Source organism: Vreelandella zhaodongensis (assembly GCF_013415115.1).
GTDB classification, from domain to species: domain Bacteria; phylum Pseudomonadota; class Gammaproteobacteria; order Pseudomonadales; family Halomonadaceae; genus Vreelandella; species Vreelandella zhaodongensis.
This window is the reverse complement of record NZ_JACCDD010000008.1, coordinates 183,137-201,150: the sequence shown is the minus strand read 5'-3', so window position 1 is coordinate 201,150 and position 18,014 is coordinate 183,137. Positions and strand designations below refer to the sequence as shown.

At 54.2% G+C, this 18,014-nt stretch carries 17 protein-coding genes; 9 read left to right on the top strand and 8 right to left on the bottom strand.

The genetic code is table 11. The annotated features are described in order from the left end of the window. Both HZS79_RS15020 and HZS79_RS15015 read left to right on the top strand, forming a co-directional pair. Positions 1-1,264 (top strand): procyclic acidic repetitive family protein (locus HZS79_RS15020; RefSeq protein WP_179928268.1); only part of this gene is annotated, 1,264 nt, incomplete at its 5' end. Beyond that, complete coding sequence (locus tag HZS79_RS15015; protein WP_179928267.1) at positions 1,264-2,889, top strand: ShlB/FhaC/HecB family hemolysin secretion/activation protein; 1,626 nt, start codon at positions 1,264-1,266, stop codon at positions 2,887-2,889. The genes HZS79_RS15020 and HZS79_RS15015, both read left to right, overlap by 1 nt. Before the next feature lie 9 nt (positions 2,890-2,898). Here HZS79_RS15015 and HZS79_RS15010 read toward each other — a convergent pair whose 3' ends face one another. The 3 genes from HZS79_RS15010 to HZS79_RS15000 are packed head-to-tail and all read right to left on the bottom strand — an operon-like array spanning position 2,899 to position 4,765. Continuing rightward, a complete protein-coding gene (locus HZS79_RS15010) occupies positions 2,899-3,117 on the bottom strand; it encodes a DUF1653 domain-containing protein (RefSeq protein ID WP_162219103.1) in 219 nt (72 codons plus the stop codon). Continuing rightward, a complete protein-coding gene (gene tcdA / locus HZS79_RS15005) occupies positions 3,114-3,938 on the bottom strand; it encodes a tRNA cyclic N6-threonylcarbamoyladenosine(37) synthase TcdA (RefSeq protein ID WP_162219104.1) in 825 nt (274 codons plus the stop codon). The genes HZS79_RS15010 and tcdA overlap by 4 nt, the downstream gene beginning before the upstream one ends. A 56-nt stretch (positions 3,939-3,994) precedes the next feature. Next, positions 3,995-4,765 carry a pseudouridine synthase gene (locus HZS79_RS15000; protein WP_179928266.1) on the bottom strand — a complete coding sequence of 257 codons (771 nt, stop codon included), beginning with the start codon at positions 4,763-4,765 and terminating at the stop codon, positions 3,995-3,997. A gap of 218 nt (positions 4,766-4,983) precedes the next feature. Here HZS79_RS15000 and sodC point away from each other — a divergent pair, with 218 nt between their 5' ends. Next, on the top strand, positions 4,984-5,517 hold the full coding sequence (sodC, locus tag HZS79_RS14995; protein ID WP_162219106.1) for a superoxide dismutase family protein: 534 nt from the start codon (positions 4,984-4,986) through the stop codon (positions 5,515-5,517). 109 nt (positions 5,518-5,626) lie between these two features. On the opposite strand, the gene bfr is transcribed toward sodC, so the two are convergent. From bfr to lptF, 5 genes are all read right to left on the bottom strand, one after another. Next, positions 5,627-6,112: a bacterioferritin gene (gene bfr / locus HZS79_RS14990; protein WP_009724215.1), complete on the bottom strand. Its 486-nt coding sequence runs from the start codon at positions 6,110-6,112 to the stop codon at positions 5,627-5,629. A 157-nt stretch (positions 6,113-6,269) separates the two neighbouring features. Then, the gene (locus HZS79_RS14985; RefSeq protein ID WP_162219107.1) at positions 6,270-6,476 is read right to left on the bottom strand and encodes a (2Fe-2S)-binding protein; all 207 of its coding nucleotides are present in this window, start codon (positions 6,474-6,476) and stop codon (positions 6,270-6,272) included. Positions 6,477-6,633: 157 nt separating this feature from the next. After that, entirely contained in the window at positions 6,634-7,107 is a 474-nt protein-coding gene (locus HZS79_RS14980; RefSeq protein WP_162219108.1) for an RDD family protein, read from the bottom strand. 24 nt (positions 7,108-7,131) lie between these two features. Next, complete coding sequence (lptG, locus tag HZS79_RS14975) at positions 7,132-8,208, bottom strand: LPS export ABC transporter permease LptG (protein WP_162219109.1); 1,077 nt, start codon at positions 8,206-8,208, stop codon at positions 7,132-7,134. Then, positions 8,208-9,287 (bottom strand): LPS export ABC transporter permease LptF, encoded by a 1,080-nt coding sequence (gene lptF, locus HZS79_RS14970; RefSeq protein ID WP_162219110.1) that lies wholly within the window; start codon positions 9,285-9,287, stop codon positions 8,208-8,210. The genes lptG and lptF overlap by 1 nt, the downstream gene beginning before the upstream one ends. A 170-nt stretch (positions 9,288-9,457) precedes the next feature. Here lptF and HZS79_RS14965 point away from each other — a divergent pair, with 170 nt between their 5' ends. From HZS79_RS14965 to HZS79_RS14940, 6 genes are all read left to right on the top strand, one after another. Further along, positions 9,458-10,978, top strand: coding sequence for a leucyl aminopeptidase (locus HZS79_RS14965; protein ID WP_179928265.1), 1,521 nt, complete (start codon positions 9,458-9,460; stop codon positions 10,976-10,978). Between the two features lie 152 nt (positions 10,979-11,130). After that, a complete protein-coding gene (locus HZS79_RS14960; protein WP_162219112.1) occupies positions 11,131-12,252 on the top strand; it encodes a branched-chain amino acid aminotransferase in 1,122 nt (373 codons plus the stop codon). A 102-nt stretch (positions 12,253-12,354) separates the two neighbouring features. Beyond that, positions 12,355-12,792, top strand: coding sequence for a DNA polymerase III subunit chi (locus tag HZS79_RS14955; RefSeq protein ID WP_009724207.1), 438 nt, complete (start codon positions 12,355-12,357; stop codon positions 12,790-12,792). A gap of 56 nt (positions 12,793-12,848) precedes the next feature. Further along, the gene (locus tag HZS79_RS14950) at positions 12,849-15,317 is read left to right on the top strand and encodes a type I restriction-modification system subunit M (protein ID WP_179928264.1); all 2,469 of its coding nucleotides are present in this window, start codon (positions 12,849-12,851) and stop codon (positions 15,315-15,317) included. Continuing rightward, positions 15,314-16,498 carry a restriction endonuclease subunit S gene (locus tag HZS79_RS14945; RefSeq protein WP_218928019.1) on the top strand — a complete coding sequence of 395 codons (1,185 nt, stop codon included), beginning with the start codon at positions 15,314-15,316 and terminating at the stop codon, positions 16,496-16,498. Before HZS79_RS14950 ends, HZS79_RS14945 begins: the two co-directional genes overlap by 4 nt. Positions 16,499-16,552: 54 nt before the next feature. Next, on the top strand, positions 16,553-18,013 hold the full coding sequence (locus HZS79_RS14940) for an RNA/DNA-binding domain-containing protein (RefSeq protein WP_179928263.1): 1,461 nt from the start codon (positions 16,553-16,555) through the stop codon (positions 18,011-18,013). Position 18,014: the final 1 nt, after the last annotated feature.

Sequence of the window (18,014 nt, the reverse complement as noted above, 5' to 3'; positions counted from 1 at the left end):
AGAGCCAGAGCCAGAGCCAGAGCCAGAACCGGAGCCAGAGCCAGAGCCAGAACCGGAGCCAGAGCCAGAGCCAGAACCTGAACCCGAGCCAGAGCCAGAGCCAGAGCCAGAACCGGAGCCAGAGCCAGAGCCAGAGCCAGAGCCAGAGCCAGAGCCGGAGCCCGAACCGGAGCCAGAGCCTGAGCCCGAACCGGAACCGGAACCGGAACCGGAACCTGAGCCAGAGCCAGAGCCAGAGCCAGAACCGGAGCCAGAGCCAGAGCCTGAGCCCGAACCGGAACCGGAACCTGAGCCAGAGCCAGAGCCAGAGCCAGAGCCTGAACCTGAGCCAGAGCCTGAGCCAGAACCTGAGCCCGAACCGGAACCTGAGCCCGAACCGGAGCCGGAGCCAGAACCTGAGCCGGAACCTGAGCCCGAACCGGAACCGGAACCGGAACCTGAGCCTGAGCCTGAGCCTGAGCCTGAGCCAGAACCTGAGCCAGAACCTGAGCCAGAACCTGAGCCCGAACCGGAACCTGAGCCCGAACCAGAGCCCGAACCAGAGCCAGAACCTGAGCCCGAACCGGAACCTGAGCCCGAACCAGAGCCAGAACCTGAGCCCGAACCGGAGCCAGAACCTGAGCCAGAGCCAGAACCCGAGCCGGAGCCCGAGCCAGAACCTGAACCCGAGCCAGAGCCGGAACCTGAGCCGGAACCTGAGCCGGAACCTGAGCCGGAACCTGAGCCGGAACCTGAGCCGGAGCCAGAACCTGAGCCTGAGCCTGAGCCTGAGCCTGAGCCTGAGCCTGAGCCTGAGCCTGAGCCTGAGCCAGAACCGGAACCAGAGCCAGAACCTGAGCCCGAGCCAGAACCTGAGCCCGAACCGGAACCTGAGCCAGAGCCAGAGCCAGAGCCAGAGCCAGAGCCAGAGCCAGAGCCAGAGCCAGAGCCAGAACCTGAGCCCGAGCCAGAACCTGAGCCCGAACCGGAACCTGAGCCCGAACCGGAGCCAGAACCTGAGCCTGAGCCCGAGCCTGAGCCCGAGCCTGAGCCCGAGCCTGAGCCTGAGCCTGAGTCAGAGCCTGAGTCAGCCTCCAAGCTAGATGTCGGCTCAAAGATGAGTGCCGTCATCAACCAGACACTTCAGGATGTATCGACGAGCGAACAAGGGGAACGAATGGGCCAAGTCAACGAATTTACTGAAGAAGACACACTGCCGAGCGGCATCGAGATCATAGATCGCGGCATTAATACCGACCTAGATGACGATGAAGGAGATGACTAATGCGCTATGGCCCGCTCAGTCCACGTTCACTGGCAATGACCGCGATGTGTCTTATCATTACGTCGCCTTTAACCAGTTACGCACAAACCGCTCCAGATGCAGGGCGTATTTTGCGGGATACACTACCTGATGCTATTTATCAGCCTCGTGAGTCTTCGATAAATATCAATCTGCAAGGAACACCACTTACGGAAAGCGATGCTGAGAGTCGAGAGGTTCGCATTAACGATGTCTCGTTTAGCGGCAATACCGTCTATGACGATGCGACGCTGTTCGATCAAGTAAAACATCTTATGGAGAAAGACCATGACATGGCAGGCTTACAGGACATAAGCAATCGCATTAGTCTTTTTTATCGCGAAAGTGGTTACCCCTTTGCTCAAGCACTCCTGCCTAGACAGGATGTCAGCCAAGGCACACTGACTATTCAACTGATGGAGGGCAACTACGGCCAGGTGACCGTAACCGGCGATGACGCCTCGCTGGCAGACAGTGTGGCGCCCTATTTATCTCCTCTTCGCTCGGGGGATGTCATTCAAGGGGATCAGTTGGAACGCAGTGCGCTGCTGCTGGGCGATTTACCAGGGATTAGCATCACCCCAGTCATGCGCCCAGGCGAAGCATCCGGCACCGGTGATTTAGTAACGGAGGTTAACGCCACCCAACGCGTACAAGGCTACGTTGGCGTGGATAACCATGGTAGCCGCTCATCTGGCGAGGGGCGTGCCACCGTCGGTGCTCGGGCCAACCGAATTCTCAAAGTAGGAGATGAGCTCAGTATTACCGCGCTCTACTCGGAAGAGGATTTATGGCTAGGGCAAGTCGCCTACTCCCTGCCTATTGGCTATCAAGGCTGGCGTGCTGAGGTGGCCTATGCACGTACGGAGTATAATCTGCGCGCCCCATTTAGTGGCTTCACCGGCACAGCAGACACCAGCCATTTGCGATTGAGCTATCCATTAATACGTCAACAACGGACCAACTTGACTGCCTCTTTTGGTGGCGAATACACGGAGTTGAATGATCGCTTTGAAGGTGTGAGCTATCAAAAACGGTATGGGCATAGCTGGCCTTTAGCACTTCAGTTCGACCACAGAGATGCTTTCGGCAATGGGGGCGTGACGTTTGGGGAAGTGCGTTTTCAGAGCGGCCAGGTTAATAACCAAGCGAATGAACAGGTGGATGGTAGTTATAGCAAAGCCAATGCGCGCCTCTCCCGCGTACAAAACCTTGGTCACGGTTTCTCATTGTTGGCCAGCGGGGATATACAGTGGGCGGACTCACCGCTGGACTCTTCAGAAAGTATGAGCTTAGGGGGATCCCGTGGTGTTAGAGCTTATCCCCAGGGCGAAGTTAGTGGCAGCCGGATGTGGCTAACTCAGCTGGAAGTTCGCTATCAAGCAACACCTCAACTCGCGCCCTACATCTTCTATGACCACGGGGCACGCCAACAATTTGATGACGAATCCAGTGATACGCTGGCAGGTGGCGGCGTAGGTATACGCTACTCAAACGGCAACTGGACCGTTAATACAGCAGTAGCGACCCAAACGACGGGGGACGCCGCGTCACAAGATGAGCAGAAAGACCCTCGGTTTTGGTTTTCTACCCGCTACGCATTTTAACAACATGCTTTAAAACGCCTTCTCTAAAGCAAAGCGCGGCTGTGGTTGGCCGTCTTTGTTAACGCTTTCGGTGAACATTTCCAGCGGACGCACCCAAAGGCCGTAATCACCGTAAAGCGCACGATAAACCACCAGCGCCTCTTCGTTTTCACTGTGCTGAGCGGTGCCCAGTACTTCGTAAAGACTGCCTTTATAGTGGCGATAAATACCGGGAGCAGGCGTGATCATTCGCTTTCCTCTTGACGGGTTGTTGGTAGCGTGGGCTTAGCGGCTTGTTTAACCAGCCGCTCCAGAACTTTTGAGGCAGCCACAAAGCCAAACGTACCAGTGACAAAGGTAGCAGCGCCGAAGCCTGAGGCGCAGTCTAAACGGGTAGCGTCACCGTTGCCGGGCTTTTGCAGACACACTTCGCCGTCGGCACCAGGATACACCAGCTGCTCATCAGAATAGACGCACTCAACGGAGAATCGTCGCTTTGGATTACGCGAAAAACCGTAATCTCTGCGCAGCCGTGAACGCACCTTAGAAAGCAGAGGGTCGTGTTCAGTGCGCGTTAAATCCGCCACCTGAATGCGTGTGGGATCGGTTTGGCCACCCGCCGCTCCCGTCACAGTAATCGGTAGTTTACGTCGTTTGCACCAAGCGATTAGCGCCGCCTTAGCGATCACGCTGTCAATGGCGTCCACCACATGATCGGCATCATCAGGAATACGCTCGGAAAGGTTCGTCGGCGTGACAAATGCACTGTCGGCAACAACGTCTATCTCTGGGGCAATCAAACGGCAGCGCTCAGCCAACACCTCCACCTTGGGTTTGCCAATAGTGCCATCTAACGCGTGAAGCTGACGATTCACGTTGGACACGCACACATCATCCAGATCGATCAGCGTTAGTTTGCCAATGCCTGAACGCGCCAGCGCTTCTACCGTCCAGCTGCCCACACCACCCACACCCACTACTACAACATGGGCATGGCGAAACGCCGTAGCAGCGCGCTGGCCATACAGACGGCGAATGCCGCCAAAGCGAAAGTCATAATCCGAAGACATGGCAGGCTCTCTATTTTACAACATACTATTTGACAACATGGTTCGATTCGTACTGACTAGCGCTGAAGCACTGTAGGCATTGCAATTGGCGGGGTTCGAACACTGTCTAGCGGCAGATGTCCTACCCACCCAAGCTGTTCAAACAAGGCACTCATCGTATCGTCCAGAGCGCAGCTTAGCTGAATACGTTTGTCGATAACGGGATGGTCGAACGCCAAGTAAGTAGCAGCCAACAGCAAACGGGGCGAGTGTAACTGCTCGGCAAAGAAGCGGTTGTGTACACTTTTACCGTGTTTGGCATCACCAATGATTGGATAACCACGCTGAGAAAGATGTCGACGAATCTGATGCCGACGCCCGGTCAGTGGCCGCGCTTCCACCAGCGAATAACGCGCCACTGGGTAGCGGTCTACCTGTACAGGCAGCTCAACGCTATCCAGGCGGCGAATATCGGTCATCGCGGGCATAGCAGGCATCTCGGCTTTGGGGCGCGTACCATCTTCTTCCCTTAATGGGTAGTCCAGGCGCTCTTGCTCTGGCGCTTTTCCTCTGACTACCGCCAGATAGCGTTTTTCCACCTGCCGCTCGCTGAAGGCTTCACTTAACAAGGCTGCCGCCTCAGATGATAAGCCAAACACCATTACACCAGAGGTAGGTCTATCTAACCGATGCACTGGATACACCCGCTTGCCAATTTGGTCGCGCAGACGCTGAAGCAAAAATTCTTTTTCTCCACGTGCCAGCGCCGAGCGGTGCACTAGCAATCCCGACGGCTTATGCACCGCAACAAGGTTCTCATCCTGATAAAGGATGTTCAATGGCAACATGGCACTCCCCCATAGCGGCTATTGAGATAACAAATCGCGGTGATTTGAAGCAGCGCGCTATTGTCGCGGCTTAACGGACCAATGTCATCAGCTACTAGCAGTGCAAGGAAATATAGCAATGCTATAACGCAATCCATTGGCAGAGTTGCCTAGGGCAGCTACCATGAAATGGCAACTTATGCTACGAGCTTCCATGGATAAGGAAAGGAGAATGTACTATGCGTTACTCACTACCGCTAACAGGTATGGCAGCGAGTTTATTGCTGGTAACAACCGCTCAAGCGAATGAAACGCTCGACGTTGACATGTACAAGGTCAGCGCCGAAGGAATTGAAGAGTCGATTGGTACCATCTCCATTGAGCATACTGAACACGGTGTTTTGTTTACACCGTCGTTGACTGACTTGGAATCCGGCGTATACGGCTTTCACGTCCACGAAAACCCCAGCTGTGATCCTGCTGAAGATGATAGTGGTGAAATGACAGCAGCGCTGTCTGCAGGCGGTCACTACGACCCTGAAGAGACAGGCACCCACCAAGGCCCCTATGGTGATGGTCATCTGGGAGACCTACCGGTTCTCACGGTGAATGAAGATGGCGAGGCCAACCTGCCCGTGCTGGCACCACGCTTGAGCATGGAAGATATGCCAGGACGAAGCCTGATGATTCATGCTGGCGGCGATACTTATTCAGATGAACCCCACCTAGGCGGCGGCGGTGCGCGCATGGCCTGCGGCGTCGTTGAGTCTTAACGCGGCAGTGCTAAAAATCTGAATAAAAAACAACATCTTATTATGATTGGCGACAAAAAAACGGGCAGCCAAAAGGCTGCCCGTTTTGCTTTCATTAAATCAAGAGCTGTTACTCTTCGTCAGTCGCCAACTGCATATGTTTTTGCAGGTAGTTTTGGATACCCACTTTATCGATCAAACCAAGCTGCGTTTCGATATGGTCGATATGACTTTCTTCATCGGCAAGCAGGTCGCGCAGTAGATCACGAGTCACGTAATCTTTGACGCTTTCACAGTAGGTAATTGCTTCGATGTAGTCGTTGCGGCCGTCGTGCTCGATTTTTAGATCGCTTTCGAGCATTTCTTTAACGTTTTCACCAATATGTAGTTTGCCTAGATCCTGAAGGTTAGGAATGCCTTCAAGGAACAGGATGCGCTCGATAAGTTTATCGGCGTGCTGCATCTCTTCAATAGACTCATCATATTCCCACTTGGCAAGCTCTTTAAAGCCCCAGTCTTTGTACATTTTGGCATGCAAGAAATACTGGTTAATGGCTACCAGTTCGTTGCCGAGGGCGATATTGAGATGCTGAATGACCTTGGGATCACCTTTCATGACGTCACCTTTCCTAGTGTGCAATTACTACGCTGACTAGAGAGTATAGGCCATAAATAGGCTTACTCCCAACGATGCTGGGAGTATATAGGAAGTGACTAAAAGCTCAAAAAAATCATATATTTGCTAACGATAACCCTAACAATAGTGATTCGCGTCACACAGCGTAGGCAAGTCCCATATTCGCTTCACAGCGTGCGTCTTGAACCGCTTCACGGGTAAGTGATTTAGCAAAACAGGCGCATTTGCCGCACTGGGTGCCACAACCTGTGGCTTCGCGCACTTCGCGCCAGCTGCGCGCTCCATCGCTGACTTGCTGGCGAATCTGATGGTCGGTTACTCCCTTGCACACGCAAACGTACATGGCGACACCTCATAAAAGTCATGAGATGAATGTAAATGATTCGCATACATCTTTTCAAGTAGCAACCAATGCCTTTTAGCATTAATTATTCTTTACATGGGATATTTGTCAGCCTAGACAACTCTTTAGCTAATAATTAGAAAAACTGAAATTAACGCTATCGCTTAGGCAAAACCACTGTTCGCGTATTAGAGACAATATCCGGCCAGCTGCGGCGCTCACTATCAAACAGTACCCACCAATACCCTAGCCCGAATGCGGCAAGCGATACCCATGCGATTAAACAGCGCACCACGCTTTGCAGCGGCGTGATTGTGTATCCATCAACCGTCTGAACACGTAACCGCCACGTTTGCATGCCCAATGTCATACCACCGCGCGTCCATGAGAACGTAAAAAACACCATTGCCGAAATCACTAACAAAAGCCTTAAGCTCCAGACTTCTAAGCTTCCTACTCCAATTTCATCAGCAGGCTGTCCGACAACAAACCGAAAAAAAGCGACGTGAGCAATGGCTATACCAATCCAGATGGCAGCCACCAAAAAACCATCATAAATCATCGCGCCCAACCGCCGCGGTAATGCGGCGGGCCACGTGCTGTCCAGCTGGCTTAAACGTCGTTGAACCATATAACTCTCTTCATTGTTAAAGTTTTAGCCATTACGGCGCAGGAAGTAGATACCTACCGCCGCACAAGCAAGCGTTGGCACCAACACTGCCCAAACAGGCGAAAAGCCAAAGATTGTCGAGGCCGGTGCCAGCAAATCTTGAACATACTTAAAGACCAGCCCTGTTACTACGCCGTAAAACACCCGCGTGCCTGCTGCCACTGTGCGCAGCGGGCCAAACACAAAGGAGGCCGCAATTAATACTAGCGATCCCATCGTGAGCGGCATTAGCACCTTTTGCCAAAAGTAGAGTAGTGGCTGATCAGCATTGAGATTTTGGCTTTGCAAAAATTTGGCGTAAGCCCATAGCTCACTTGGTGCTTGGCTCTGTATATCCCGTAGTAGTCGATCAAGCTGAGTGGGCGTAAGCTCAGTCTCCCATCCAGTGTGTTCTTGATATTGCGACTCGGTGCGGTCATCAAAAATATGGGTAGTGGTGACGCCTTCCAGCTGCCACTCGCCCTCTTCCCAGTGAGCACGGTTGGCATGCATCGCTTCGATAAGACGCCGCTCATCGAAACGATAGCGGGTTAAATCAAGCACCACGTTATCGGCGCGTATTGCGCCAAAACGATACACACTATCCCCTTCGAACTGCCAACCACTGCGACTAGTGAGTAGCGCACCTTCGCCTTGTCGCTGCTCTAAACGCCAAGCCTCGGCAAATTGCTCAGTACGGGGTGTCAAAAACTCAGCAATGAGCAATATCACCACAACAACCAGCAGCACTGGCTTCATCACGCCCCACACAATCCGTGCAAGCGAACGGCCAGAAGCGCGCATTACGGTTAACTCGTTGCTAGAGGCCATGCTGCCCAAGCCAATCAACGCACCAATTAGTACCGCCACAGGCGCATACTGATAAAAGCGCCAGGGTAAGCGCATAGCCAAATAGAGCAGTACATCCAAGGCAGTATAATCGCCCTGGGTATCGCTTAAGTCACCGATATAAGCGATGGTGATATCCAGCCCCAGCAGTACGACTTGCACAACAATAATCGCCGCCAATACATTGCGGGCGATATAACGATCCAGGCGGTCAACTGTTAGCACATTCCACATCAGCGCATCCCCTTCCGTTGTGAACGCCAGAGCAGTAAGCCCCCTAAACCAAGAAACAGGATATGAACTGGCCAAACGCCGATAGCGACAGGCAGCGCCCCGCTACCTATCGCATCCACTGCCGCCAGCAGCAGGCTTAAGTAGGCAACGTAAAGAAATACCGCAGGTAGTAGCTTGGCAAAGCGCCCCTGGCGAGGGTTTACACGAGAGAGCGGCTGGGCCAACAGCGCCAGAATAAACACCATTAACGGCAGCCCCACCCGCCACTGAAACTGCGCTTTGGCGCGGGGGTCGGTGTCATTCCACAGCGCATTTGTCGAGGCATACTCCAGTGAATCCAGTTCCTGGCGGTTGCGGCTGAGGCCCAGACGCAGCGTATAGCGCTCAAACGTCAGCCGTTCGGCGGCCTGTTTGCCTGGGGTGATCCCATAACGCTCACCATCTTTCAGCACTAAGAAACGGCTACCGGTTTCCATGCTGGTTTCTTGGTACCCCGACCCCGCCCGAGTAACGTAGTCATGGGTGACATCCGCCCCCGATGCAGCCTGCTCATGAACCAACACTTCCTGCATTTCAGTGCCATCACTGCTGAAGCTGCTGATATACGCCGTGCGGCCGCCCCCAAAGTCTTGGAAACGACCTGGTGCCAGCACTGACACATCCAGTCGGCTGCGTTGTTCTTCGAGTACGGCTTCCGTCTGAAGCGCGCCCGCAGGCGTTAGCCATAGGCTGCAAAGCCCCACCAACACCGCCACCACCGACGCAGGCAACAGCGTCACTCGTAATAGCCGCGTAGGACTCATGCCGCAGGCCACCATGACAGTAATTTCGCTGTTCATATAAAGCTGGCCATAGGCCAACAAAATGCCCAGAAAAAACGATAGCGGAAGAATCAGCTCCATAAATCCAGGCAGGTGAAAGACCATGAGGCTGCCGAGTATAGTGACAGGAATGTCGCCCTCTGCCGCATCAGAGAAGTAGCGAATAAAACGGCTGCCCATAATGACCAGCAGCAAAATCCCAGCCACCGCTGACATCGTCAGTAACACTTCGCGAGTTAAGTACCGAAATAAAATCAACGCACTCTCCGGCTAGTAGCGCAGGTTGCAATGCAATGCGCCCATGGCTTGGGTACACTAATCAAACTGTTGTCAGAACCCAAGTAACTATCAAAACCTAAGCAACTATCAAAACCTAAGTAACGGGGCATTATCCCGAATCACTCGATGCTTGTCTTGTTGGAGACGTCATGGAATTTTCCGTTCAGACCGCGAACCCAGCCAAAGCCGAAACGGCTTGCCTCGTTCTGCCTGTCTTTAAAGGTAGCGACTTATTGCCCGCCGTCGCCAAATTAGATGACGCCAGCGAGCGGCTAATTGGCCAGTTGCTTGACCGTGGCGACTTTGATGCCACGCTGGGCAACGTTCAGCTCGTTCCCTTTGCGCCGGGCCTTGGCGCTGAGCGCCTGTTGCTCGTTGGCCTGGGCGAGCGCAACAAATGTCAGGAAGCGGCCTTTATTAAAGCGCTTGACGCCGCCATGGTCGCCTTAACCAAACTAACGGTCGACGAAGCCAGCGTTGCGTTTACCGATGTTCCCCTTGAAAATCGTGACACTGCCTGGAAAGCCCGTAAAACACTGGAGGCAGCAGAGCGCGCCATTTATCGCTTTGATCAGTTCAAATCATCGCCCGCAAAAGCCCCTAGTCTGACCAAACTGAACCTTATTGTCAGCGATGCAGACGAAGCCCCCATGGCTAAGCAAGGCGCAGCATTGGGCCTCGCCATTGGCCAGGGCATTAACCTTACCCGCACACTGGGCAACCTTCCCGGCAATGTTTGCACACCCCGCTACCTTGCTGAGCAGGCCGAGAAATTGGGCCGCGACTCCCAAGGCGCGCTTGAGGTTGATGTCTTAGATGAGGAAGCGCTGGAAACATTGGGCGCTGGCTCACTGCTTTCTGTTGGGCGCGGCAGCCAAGAACCGACACGACTCATTGTGATGAAATACCAGGGTGCGGAAAACCCAGAAGAAGCGCCCCATGTGTTAGTAGGCAAAGGCATCACCTTCGATACCGGCGGTATTTCGCTGAAGCCCGGCGAAGGCATGGATGAAATGAAGTTCGACATGGGCGGTGCGGCTAGCGTATTCGGCACCGTCAAAGCAGTGCTCGCCATTAAGCCCAAGCTAAACGTGGTGTTTATTGTTGCCGCCGCTGAAAACATGCCTGACGGTGCGGCCACTAAACCCGGCGATATTATCAAAACCTTGAAAGGCTTGACGGTTGAAGTGCTGAACACCGATGCCGAAGGCCGCTTGGTGCTGTGCGATGCGCTTACCTACGCCGAGCGCTTTACCCCGGCAAGCGTGGTTGATATTGCCACCCTGACCGGTGCTGTCATTATTGGCCTTGGCCACCACGCGACGGGCCTGCTTTCCAACGATGATGACCTGGCACTTGACCTGCTGGACGCTGGCGAAGCGGCCTGGGATCGCGCCTGGCATCTGCCGCTATGGGATGAATATCAGGAACAGCTGGATTCCAACTTCGCCGATTTGGCCAATATTGGTGGCAAACCAGCAGGTACCATTACGGCAGCATGTTTCCTGTCGCGCTTTGCCGACCACTTCCCCTGGGCGCATCTGGATATCGCGGGCACCGCCTGGCACTCCGGCAAACAAAAAGGCGCCACTGGCCGGCCGGTCGGACTGTTAACCCAGTACTTGCTTGACCGTGAGGCCGATGCTCAAGTAGAGAATAACGACGGCTAACATCACAATCAGACGATCAACGGTTGCCATTCGTTGACGTAAACGTTACATCTAAGGGCATTAGCGTGCGCGCTGTTTTCAGGGCGCATGCTACACCTAACAAACACTAACACTTGCCCTTCGGGGCCAGGCTATAGCGGAGAGAATACGCCGTGCCCACAGCTTCAGATACCCAGCTTGAATCACATTTTGAAATACTGCCATCCAATCAACCGATGGCCGATGAGATCCGTGACAACATTCTGCAAAACCCAGGTTTTGGCAAGCACTTCACTGACCACATGGCCCACGTCCGTTGGACAGTCGACGCCGACTGGCACGGCCATCAAGTGCGCCCCTATGGGCCACTAACCCTCGACCCAGCGGCCTCGGTGCTGCACTACGGTCAGGAAATTTTTGAAGGCATTAAAGCGTATCGCCATGCCGATGGCTCTATCTGGACGTTCCGCCCAGAGAAAAACGCCGAGCGTTTCCGCCGCAGCGCCCGCCGATTAGCGTTGCCGGAGCTTTCCGATGAAGATTTCATCGGTTCACTGAAAGCGCTGCTAGCCCAAGACAACACCTGGGTACCTACACCTTCCAGCGATGCCGACGAGTGCAGCCTCTATTTGCGCCCATTCATGATCGCTTCCGAAGCCTTCCTAGGCGTACGTCCGGCCCATGAAGTCGACTACTACGTGATCGCCTCACCGGCGGCGGCTTACTTCAAGGGCGGCATTGAGCCAGTGTCTATCTGGCTCTCTTCCCACTACAAGCGAGCAGCCCCTGGCGGCACCGGCTTTGCCAAGTGTGGCGGTAACTACGCGGCCTCCCTAGCAGCCCAGAAAGAAGCCGCCGCAAACGGCTGTAGCCAGGTAGCGTTCTTAGACGCCGCTGAAAACAAGTGGATTGAAGAGCTGGGCGGTATGAACCTGTTCTTCGTTTATAAAGATGGTCGCTTAGTGACGCCCCGCCTCACCGACACCATCCTTGAAGGCGTTACCCGCAACTCCGTGCTTACCCTGGCAAAAGATGCGGGCCTAACACCAGAAGAGCGCGCCATCAGCATCGACGAATGGCGCGAAGGCGCTGCGTCTGGCGAGATTACCGAAGTGTTCGCCTGCGGCACAGCAGCGGTCATTACCCCGGTCGGCGAACTGGTCACTGAAAACGAGCGTATTCGTTTACAAGGCGATGGCAACAACGAAATTGCCAAGCGCATCCGTAAAACGCTGCTCGACCTACAATATGGCCGCAGTGAAGATAAATACGGCTGGCTCACTCGGTTGGTATAGATCAGTTGGTATAAAGCAACTGGTATAACCTAGCTCCCTACCGCCGCTAGCCGCGGTGGTAGGGACGGGTTTTGAAAAAAGCGGGAACCGCTGGAGCCTTTGATGGCACGTATCGATTTTTATATTCTTCCTGACACCACCTTGGAAGCGCGTCTGCAGTTTGCTTGTAAACTTGCAGAAACCATCCACCGCAAGGGCTATCGGTTACACCTGCACTGCGAAGATAAAGCCCTGGCCGAACAGGCCGACGAGGCCCTTTGGCAGTTCCGTGAAGATGCCTACCTACCCCACGCATTGGAAGACAGCGACATGGCCGCCAGCGTGCCGATTACGCTTGGTTGGCAGCAACTCCCGGTGCCAACGCAAGAGACCGCACTACTGAACTTGCACCCTGACATTCCCGACGGCGTGGAACGCTACTCCCGCATTGCCGAAATTATCAACCAGCACCAACAAGTACTGGTCGCCAAACGCGCCTGCTGGCAGCGCTATAAAGAAATGGGTCATGAAGTGGTGCCACATAAGTTGGGTAATGGCTGAGATAGTTGGTAAAAAAGTACGATCAAAATCAAAATCAGGTTGAGCAAGTAACCCATATGGCCATCAAGAAATCCGAACTTTACTCCTCCCTCTGGGCCTCCTGCGATGAGCTGCGCGGGGGAATGGACGCGTCCCAGTACAAGGACTACGTCCTGTTTATGCTGTTTATCAAGTACATTTCGGATAAGTACGCCGATTCGGACGACTTTGCCCCGCCGGTAGTCATCCCCAAGGGCGCCAGCTTCAAGGATATGATTCAGCTCAAGGGCAAAAGCGACATTGGCGACAAGATCAACACCCAGATCATTCAGCCTTTGATCGATAACAACTCCCGGCTGGCGCGCAGCGACTTCCCGGATTTCAACGACCCCAACAAGCTGGGCGAAGGCCAGGCGATGATCGATCGCCTGACCAACCTGATTGGCATTTTCCAGAAGCCGGAGCTGGACTTTGCCAAGAATCGCGCCGAACACGACGATATTCTCGGCGATGCCTACGAATACCTGATGCGCCACTTTGCCAGTGAAAGCGGCAAGAGCAAGGGCCAGTTCTACACCCCATCGGAAGTGAGCCGGGTCATCTCCCAGGTCATTGGCATTTCCCCGAAGACCGCCGTGGCTGCCACCACCGCTTATGACCCAACATGCGGGTCGGGCTCGCTATTGCTCAAAGTCGCTGCTGAAGCGGGCAAATACATCACGTTGGAAGGCCAAGAAAAGGACGTGACCACTGCCGGTCTCGCCCGCATGAACATGATCCTGCATAATTTTCCCAGCGCCAACATTCTGCAGGGTGATACGTTAGCCAACCCGAAATTCAAGAGTGACACCGGACAAGACCTGCGCACCTACGATTATGTCGTGGCCAATCCGCCCTTTTCCGATAAGGCTTGGAGTACCGGCTTAACGCCGGAGGACGACGAGTTTCAGCGCTTCAACTGGGGCGTTCCGCCCGCCAAGCAGGGCGACTATGCTTACTTGCTGCACATCATTCGTTCCATGAAGAGCACCGGCAAGGGCGCGGTCATTTTGCCCCATGGTGTACTCTTCCGAGGCAACGCCGAAGCAGTTATCCGCAAGCAACTGGTGCGCTCCGGCATGCTCAAAGGCATCATCGGCTTGCCTGCCAACCTCTTCTATGGCACCGGCATTCCTGCTTGCATCCTGGTGCTGGATAAAGAGAACGCCCAGGCTCGCAAAGGCATCTTTATGATCGATGCCTCAAAAGGCTTTATCAAAGACGGCAATAAAAACCGCCTGCGTGAGCAGGACATCCACCGCATGGTGGACTCCTTCAAAAAGCAGGTGGATGTGCCGCGCTATGCTCGCATGGTGCCGTTTGATGAAATCGCCGACCAAAAGAACGATTTCAACCTCAATCTGCCCCGCTATATAGATACCAGCGAGCCAGAAGATCAGCATGACATTCACGCCCACCTAAACGGCGGCATTCCTTTACGGGATATCGACGGCGACCCGCACGCCATTCGACCGGTGCAAGGTTTGGCTGCCTACTGGCAGGTATTTCCGCAGTTGCGCCAAACCCTATTTCGGCCCAACCGCCGTCCAGGCTACGCCGACCCAGCAATAGATGCTACGGCCATCAAACCCGCCATTCTGGACCACCAAGAGTTCGCCGCCTTTCGCCAAGAGGTAATCGGCCTATTCAACGGCTGGCGTGAGCGTAATACGCCGCGCCTGAGAGCTTTCGGCGTAGACGGCCAACCCAAGGCGCTTATCACCGAAGTTGGCGAAGATCTGCTCGACAGTTTCCGCCACGCGCCGTTGTTGGATCCTTACGATATTTACCAGCATCTGATGGACTATTGGTACGAGACACTGCAAGACGATGCCTACGAAATCGCCGCCGACGGCTGGGTGGCCAAGACCCGCCGAATCAAGGAAGAGATCACCAGCGGCAAGAAAAAGGGCCAACTGAAAGATAAAGGCTGGACCTGCGATCTACTGCCCAAGCCCTACATAGTCGCCCACTACTTCGCCGAGCAACAGGCCGAGCTTGATGCCCTGCAAACCGAGCTGGACACCCTCGCCAGCCAGATCACCGAGCTGGAAGAAGAGCACGGCGGCGAAGACGGCGCCTTTGCCGAACTGGATAAAATTAATAAGGGCGAAGTCACCAAGCGCTTGAAAGAGATCAAGAAAGACCCCAACTACGCTGATGAGGCCAATGCCCTCAAGCAGTGGAGCGACTTGGAAAAGCGCCAAAGCGAACTAAAAAAGCAAATCAAGGAACAGGACGCAGAGCTCGACCAGCTTGCCCATGATAAATACCCAGAGCTCACCGAAGCCGAAATCAAAACCCTGGTGGTCGACCACAAATGGCTCATCGCCCTGGAAGCCGCCGTGCAGGGTGAACTGGAGCGTGTTTCCCAAACCCTGACCTCCCGAGTGCGCCAACTGACTGAGCGCTACGCCACTCCCCTGCCGCAACTCACCCAGCGGGTGGCGGAACTATCATCCAAAGTGGATGAGCATCTGAAAAAGATGGGGGTCGAGTGGGCATGAGCAGCGAAGCAACGGACGTTCAAGAAGCATCGCCGAAGTATGGCTTCACAGCGGCTAAGCCTGCAGTACCTGCCGGGTATAAGCAGACCGAGGTTGGGATGATTCCGGAGGATTGGGGTATTGCTCGTATTGACGAACATGCTTCAATCAAAACCGGCTCAAGGAATGCGCAAGACCGCTTGGAGGATGGAGCTTACCCGTTTTTTGTGAGATCTCAGAAAGTTGAACATATCAACAGCTATTCATATGACGGCGAAGCAGTACTTACTGCCGGCGATGGAGTTGGAACAGGTAAGATTTTTCACTATGTAAATGGAAAGTTTGACGTACATCAACGAGTTTACCGAATCAGTGGCTTCTCAACTCAACTTGATGGAAGATATTTTTTTTCTCAGTTCAGTACACGATTCTACGACCGCATAATGGCTATGACGGCAAAATCTTCTGTTGATTCGGTTCGCATGGAGATGATCGCCGGAATGCAGATCGCTCTGCCGCCGATCCAGGAACAACGCGCCATCGCCACCGCTCTAAGCGACGTAGACGCCCTGCAGGAAGAACTGGACAGGCTAATCGCCAAAAAACGCGATATCAAAAAAGCCACCATGCAGCAACTCCTCACCGGCCAAACCCGCATACCAGGGTTTGAGGGGGAGTGGGAAACCAAGCGTATTGGTGAGTTGCTAACAATTTGTCATGGAAGAAATCAGCACGAGGTCGAAGTGAATGACGGCCAATTTCCTATTCTGGCAACCAGTGGAATAATCGGCACCTCGAAGCACGCCTTGTATAACCGGCCATCAGTATTGATTGGGCGAAAGGGGACGATTAATAAACCGAGGTATATGGACACGCCTTTTTGGTCAGTTGATACTTTATTCTATTCTGTTATTGAGGAAGATAACGACGCGAAGTACCTCTACTACCAATTTTTGATGATTGACTGGCTTCAATACAACGAAGCATCCGGCGTTCCCAGCTTGAGTGCGCGGACAATTGAAAATATCGAAATTACCTGCCCTCAGCCTTTGGAACAGCGAGCTATTTCTTCAGTCCTATCCGACCTAGACGCTGAAATTAAGTCTATAGAACAACGCCGCGCCAAAACGGCCGCCATCAAACAAGCCATGATGCAAGAACTTCTGACCGGCCGGACTCGTTTGGTAAACTCCGGTGTCTAAAAGCGCTTTACCGGGTGTGGGGAAGCAATATGTGACTAAGCTGGAAGTAAAATAATGGATCAAACCGAACTGCTGAGCACTCTCTCCCGCGGCGAAGACAGCCGCCACCAGTTCAAACGCGATGCCACCAACGCGGATGGCCTTGCTGCTGAACTGGCTGCCTTTGCCAACAGTGGCGGTGGCTGGCTGTTTCTGGGCGTTAATGATGACGGCTCGATTGCGGGGCTGGATGACTCGGCGGTTCGGCGATTGAACCAGTTGCTGGGCAACGCCGCTTCCCAGCATGTGCGCCCACCCGTGCATCCACTTACCGAGAATGTGCAGACGGATCAGGGCATCGTGATAGCGATGGAGGTGCCTGATGGCTTAGCCAAACCGTATCTCGATAATCAAGGCCGCATCTGGGTGAAACAAGGCTCTGATAAGCGGCATGTGACCTCCCGAGAAGAGCTGCAACGCATGTTCCAGCGTTCCGGGCTGGTTTACGCTGATGTGGTGCCAGTGGCGGGCACTTCCACCGATGATATCGACGACAAAGCTTTTACCATCTACTTTAATCGTCGCTATGGCGAGAACAGCGAGTTTTCAGGCCTCACACGGGAGCAGTTGCTGCAGAACCTGGGGCTGGGCGATGGACAGGAGCTGAATCTGGCGGGGCTGATGCTGTTTGGTCGAAATCCGCAGCGTTGGCGTCCCGCCTTTGAGGTAAAGGCGGTGGCCTTCCCCAGCACCGCGCTTCACGATACCCGCTACCTGGATAGTGAAGATATCAAGGGCACCCTACTGGAGCAGTTCCGAGGTGCTTTCGCCTTTATCAAACGCAACCTGCACCATGTACAGCACGGACGGAGCTTCAACACCCTAGGCGAGCTGGAAATTCCCGAAACGGCTCTGGAAGAGCTGCTGGTCAATGCCTTGATCCACCGGGACTACTTCACCAGTGCCTCCGTCCGCTTGATGGTCTTTACCGACCGCGTGGAGATCGTCAGCCCTGGCCACCTACCGGACAGCCTGAGCCCCGACGACATTAGCCGGGGAAAGACCATCCGCCGCAACCCCACGCTCACTGAACATGCTTCTCACATCCTGCCTTATCGCGGCATGGGCAGCGGTATCCCTCGCGCGCTGGAAGCCTGGCCACAAATTGACCTAGTGGACGACCCAGCGGGAAATCAGTTCAGAACGGTGATCTGGCGGCCAGAAGCAGAGTGGTCCGGGAAGGTGACCGACCAAGTCACTCCACCAGTCACTCCACCAGTCACTCCACCAGTCACCCCACCAGTGAAGAAGCTGCTGGGGCTGCTGGCAGAAGAGGGTGAACTCTCGAATGCTAGCCTCAGGGAACACCTAAAACTCAAGGATCGTACTCATGTGCGCAAGCACTATATCGATCCGGCTCTGGAGCAGGGGTTAATTGAGTATACGATCCCAGACAAACCTAATAGCCGCCTACAAAAATACCGCCTAACGGCCGCTGGCCAAGCATGGCTTCAACAACAAAACAACAAGGGATAAT

Bases quoted from the DNA above. Each gene is read 5' to 3' on its own strand.
- HZS79_RS15000 (WP_179928266.1), bottom strand. From the start codon at position 4,765: ATGTTGCCATTGAACATCCTTTATCAGGATGAGAACCTTGTTGCGGTG.
- HZS79_RS14945 (WP_218928019.1), top strand. From the start codon at position 15,314: ATGAGCAGCGAAGCAACGGACGTTCAAGAAGCATCGCCGAAGTATGGC.
- HZS79_RS14965 (WP_179928265.1), top strand. From the start codon at position 9,458: ATGGAATTTTCCGTTCAGACCGCGAACCCAGCCAAAGCCGAAACGGCT.
- lptG (WP_162219109.1), bottom strand. From the start codon at position 8,208: ATGTGGAATGTGCTAACAGTTGACCGCCTGGATCGTTATATCGCCCGC.
- HZS79_RS15015 (WP_179928267.1), top strand. From the start codon at position 1,264: ATGCGCTATGGCCCGCTCAGTCCACGTTCACTGGCAATGACCGCGATG.
- HZS79_RS15010 (WP_162219103.1), bottom strand. From the start codon at position 3,117: ATGATCACGCCTGCTCCCGGTATTTATCGCCACTATAAAGGCAGTCTT.
- HZS79_RS14950 (WP_179928264.1), top strand. From the start codon at position 12,849: ATGGCCATCAAGAAATCCGAACTTTACTCCTCCCTCTGGGCCTCCTGC.
- tcdA (WP_162219104.1), bottom strand. From the start codon at position 3,938: ATGTCTTCGGATTATGACTTTCGCTTTGGCGGCATTCGCCGTCTGTAT.
- bfr (WP_009724215.1), bottom strand. From the start codon at position 6,112: ATGAAAGGTGATCCCAAGGTCATTCAGCATCTCAATATCGCCCTCGGC.
- HZS79_RS14955 (WP_009724207.1), top strand. From the start codon at position 12,355: ATGGCACGTATCGATTTTTATATTCTTCCTGACACCACCTTGGAAGCG.
- HZS79_RS14985 (WP_162219107.1), bottom strand. From the start codon at position 6,476: ATGTACGTTTGCGTGTGCAAGGGAGTAACCGACCATCAGATTCGCCAG.
- HZS79_RS14980 (WP_162219108.1), bottom strand. From the start codon at position 7,107: ATGGTTCAACGACGTTTAAGCCAGCTGGACAGCACGTGGCCCGCCGCA.
- HZS79_RS14940 (WP_179928263.1), top strand. From the start codon at position 16,553: ATGGATCAAACCGAACTGCTGAGCACTCTCTCCCGCGGCGAAGACAGC.
- sodC (WP_162219106.1), top strand. From the start codon at position 4,984: ATGCGTTACTCACTACCGCTAACAGGTATGGCAGCGAGTTTATTGCTG.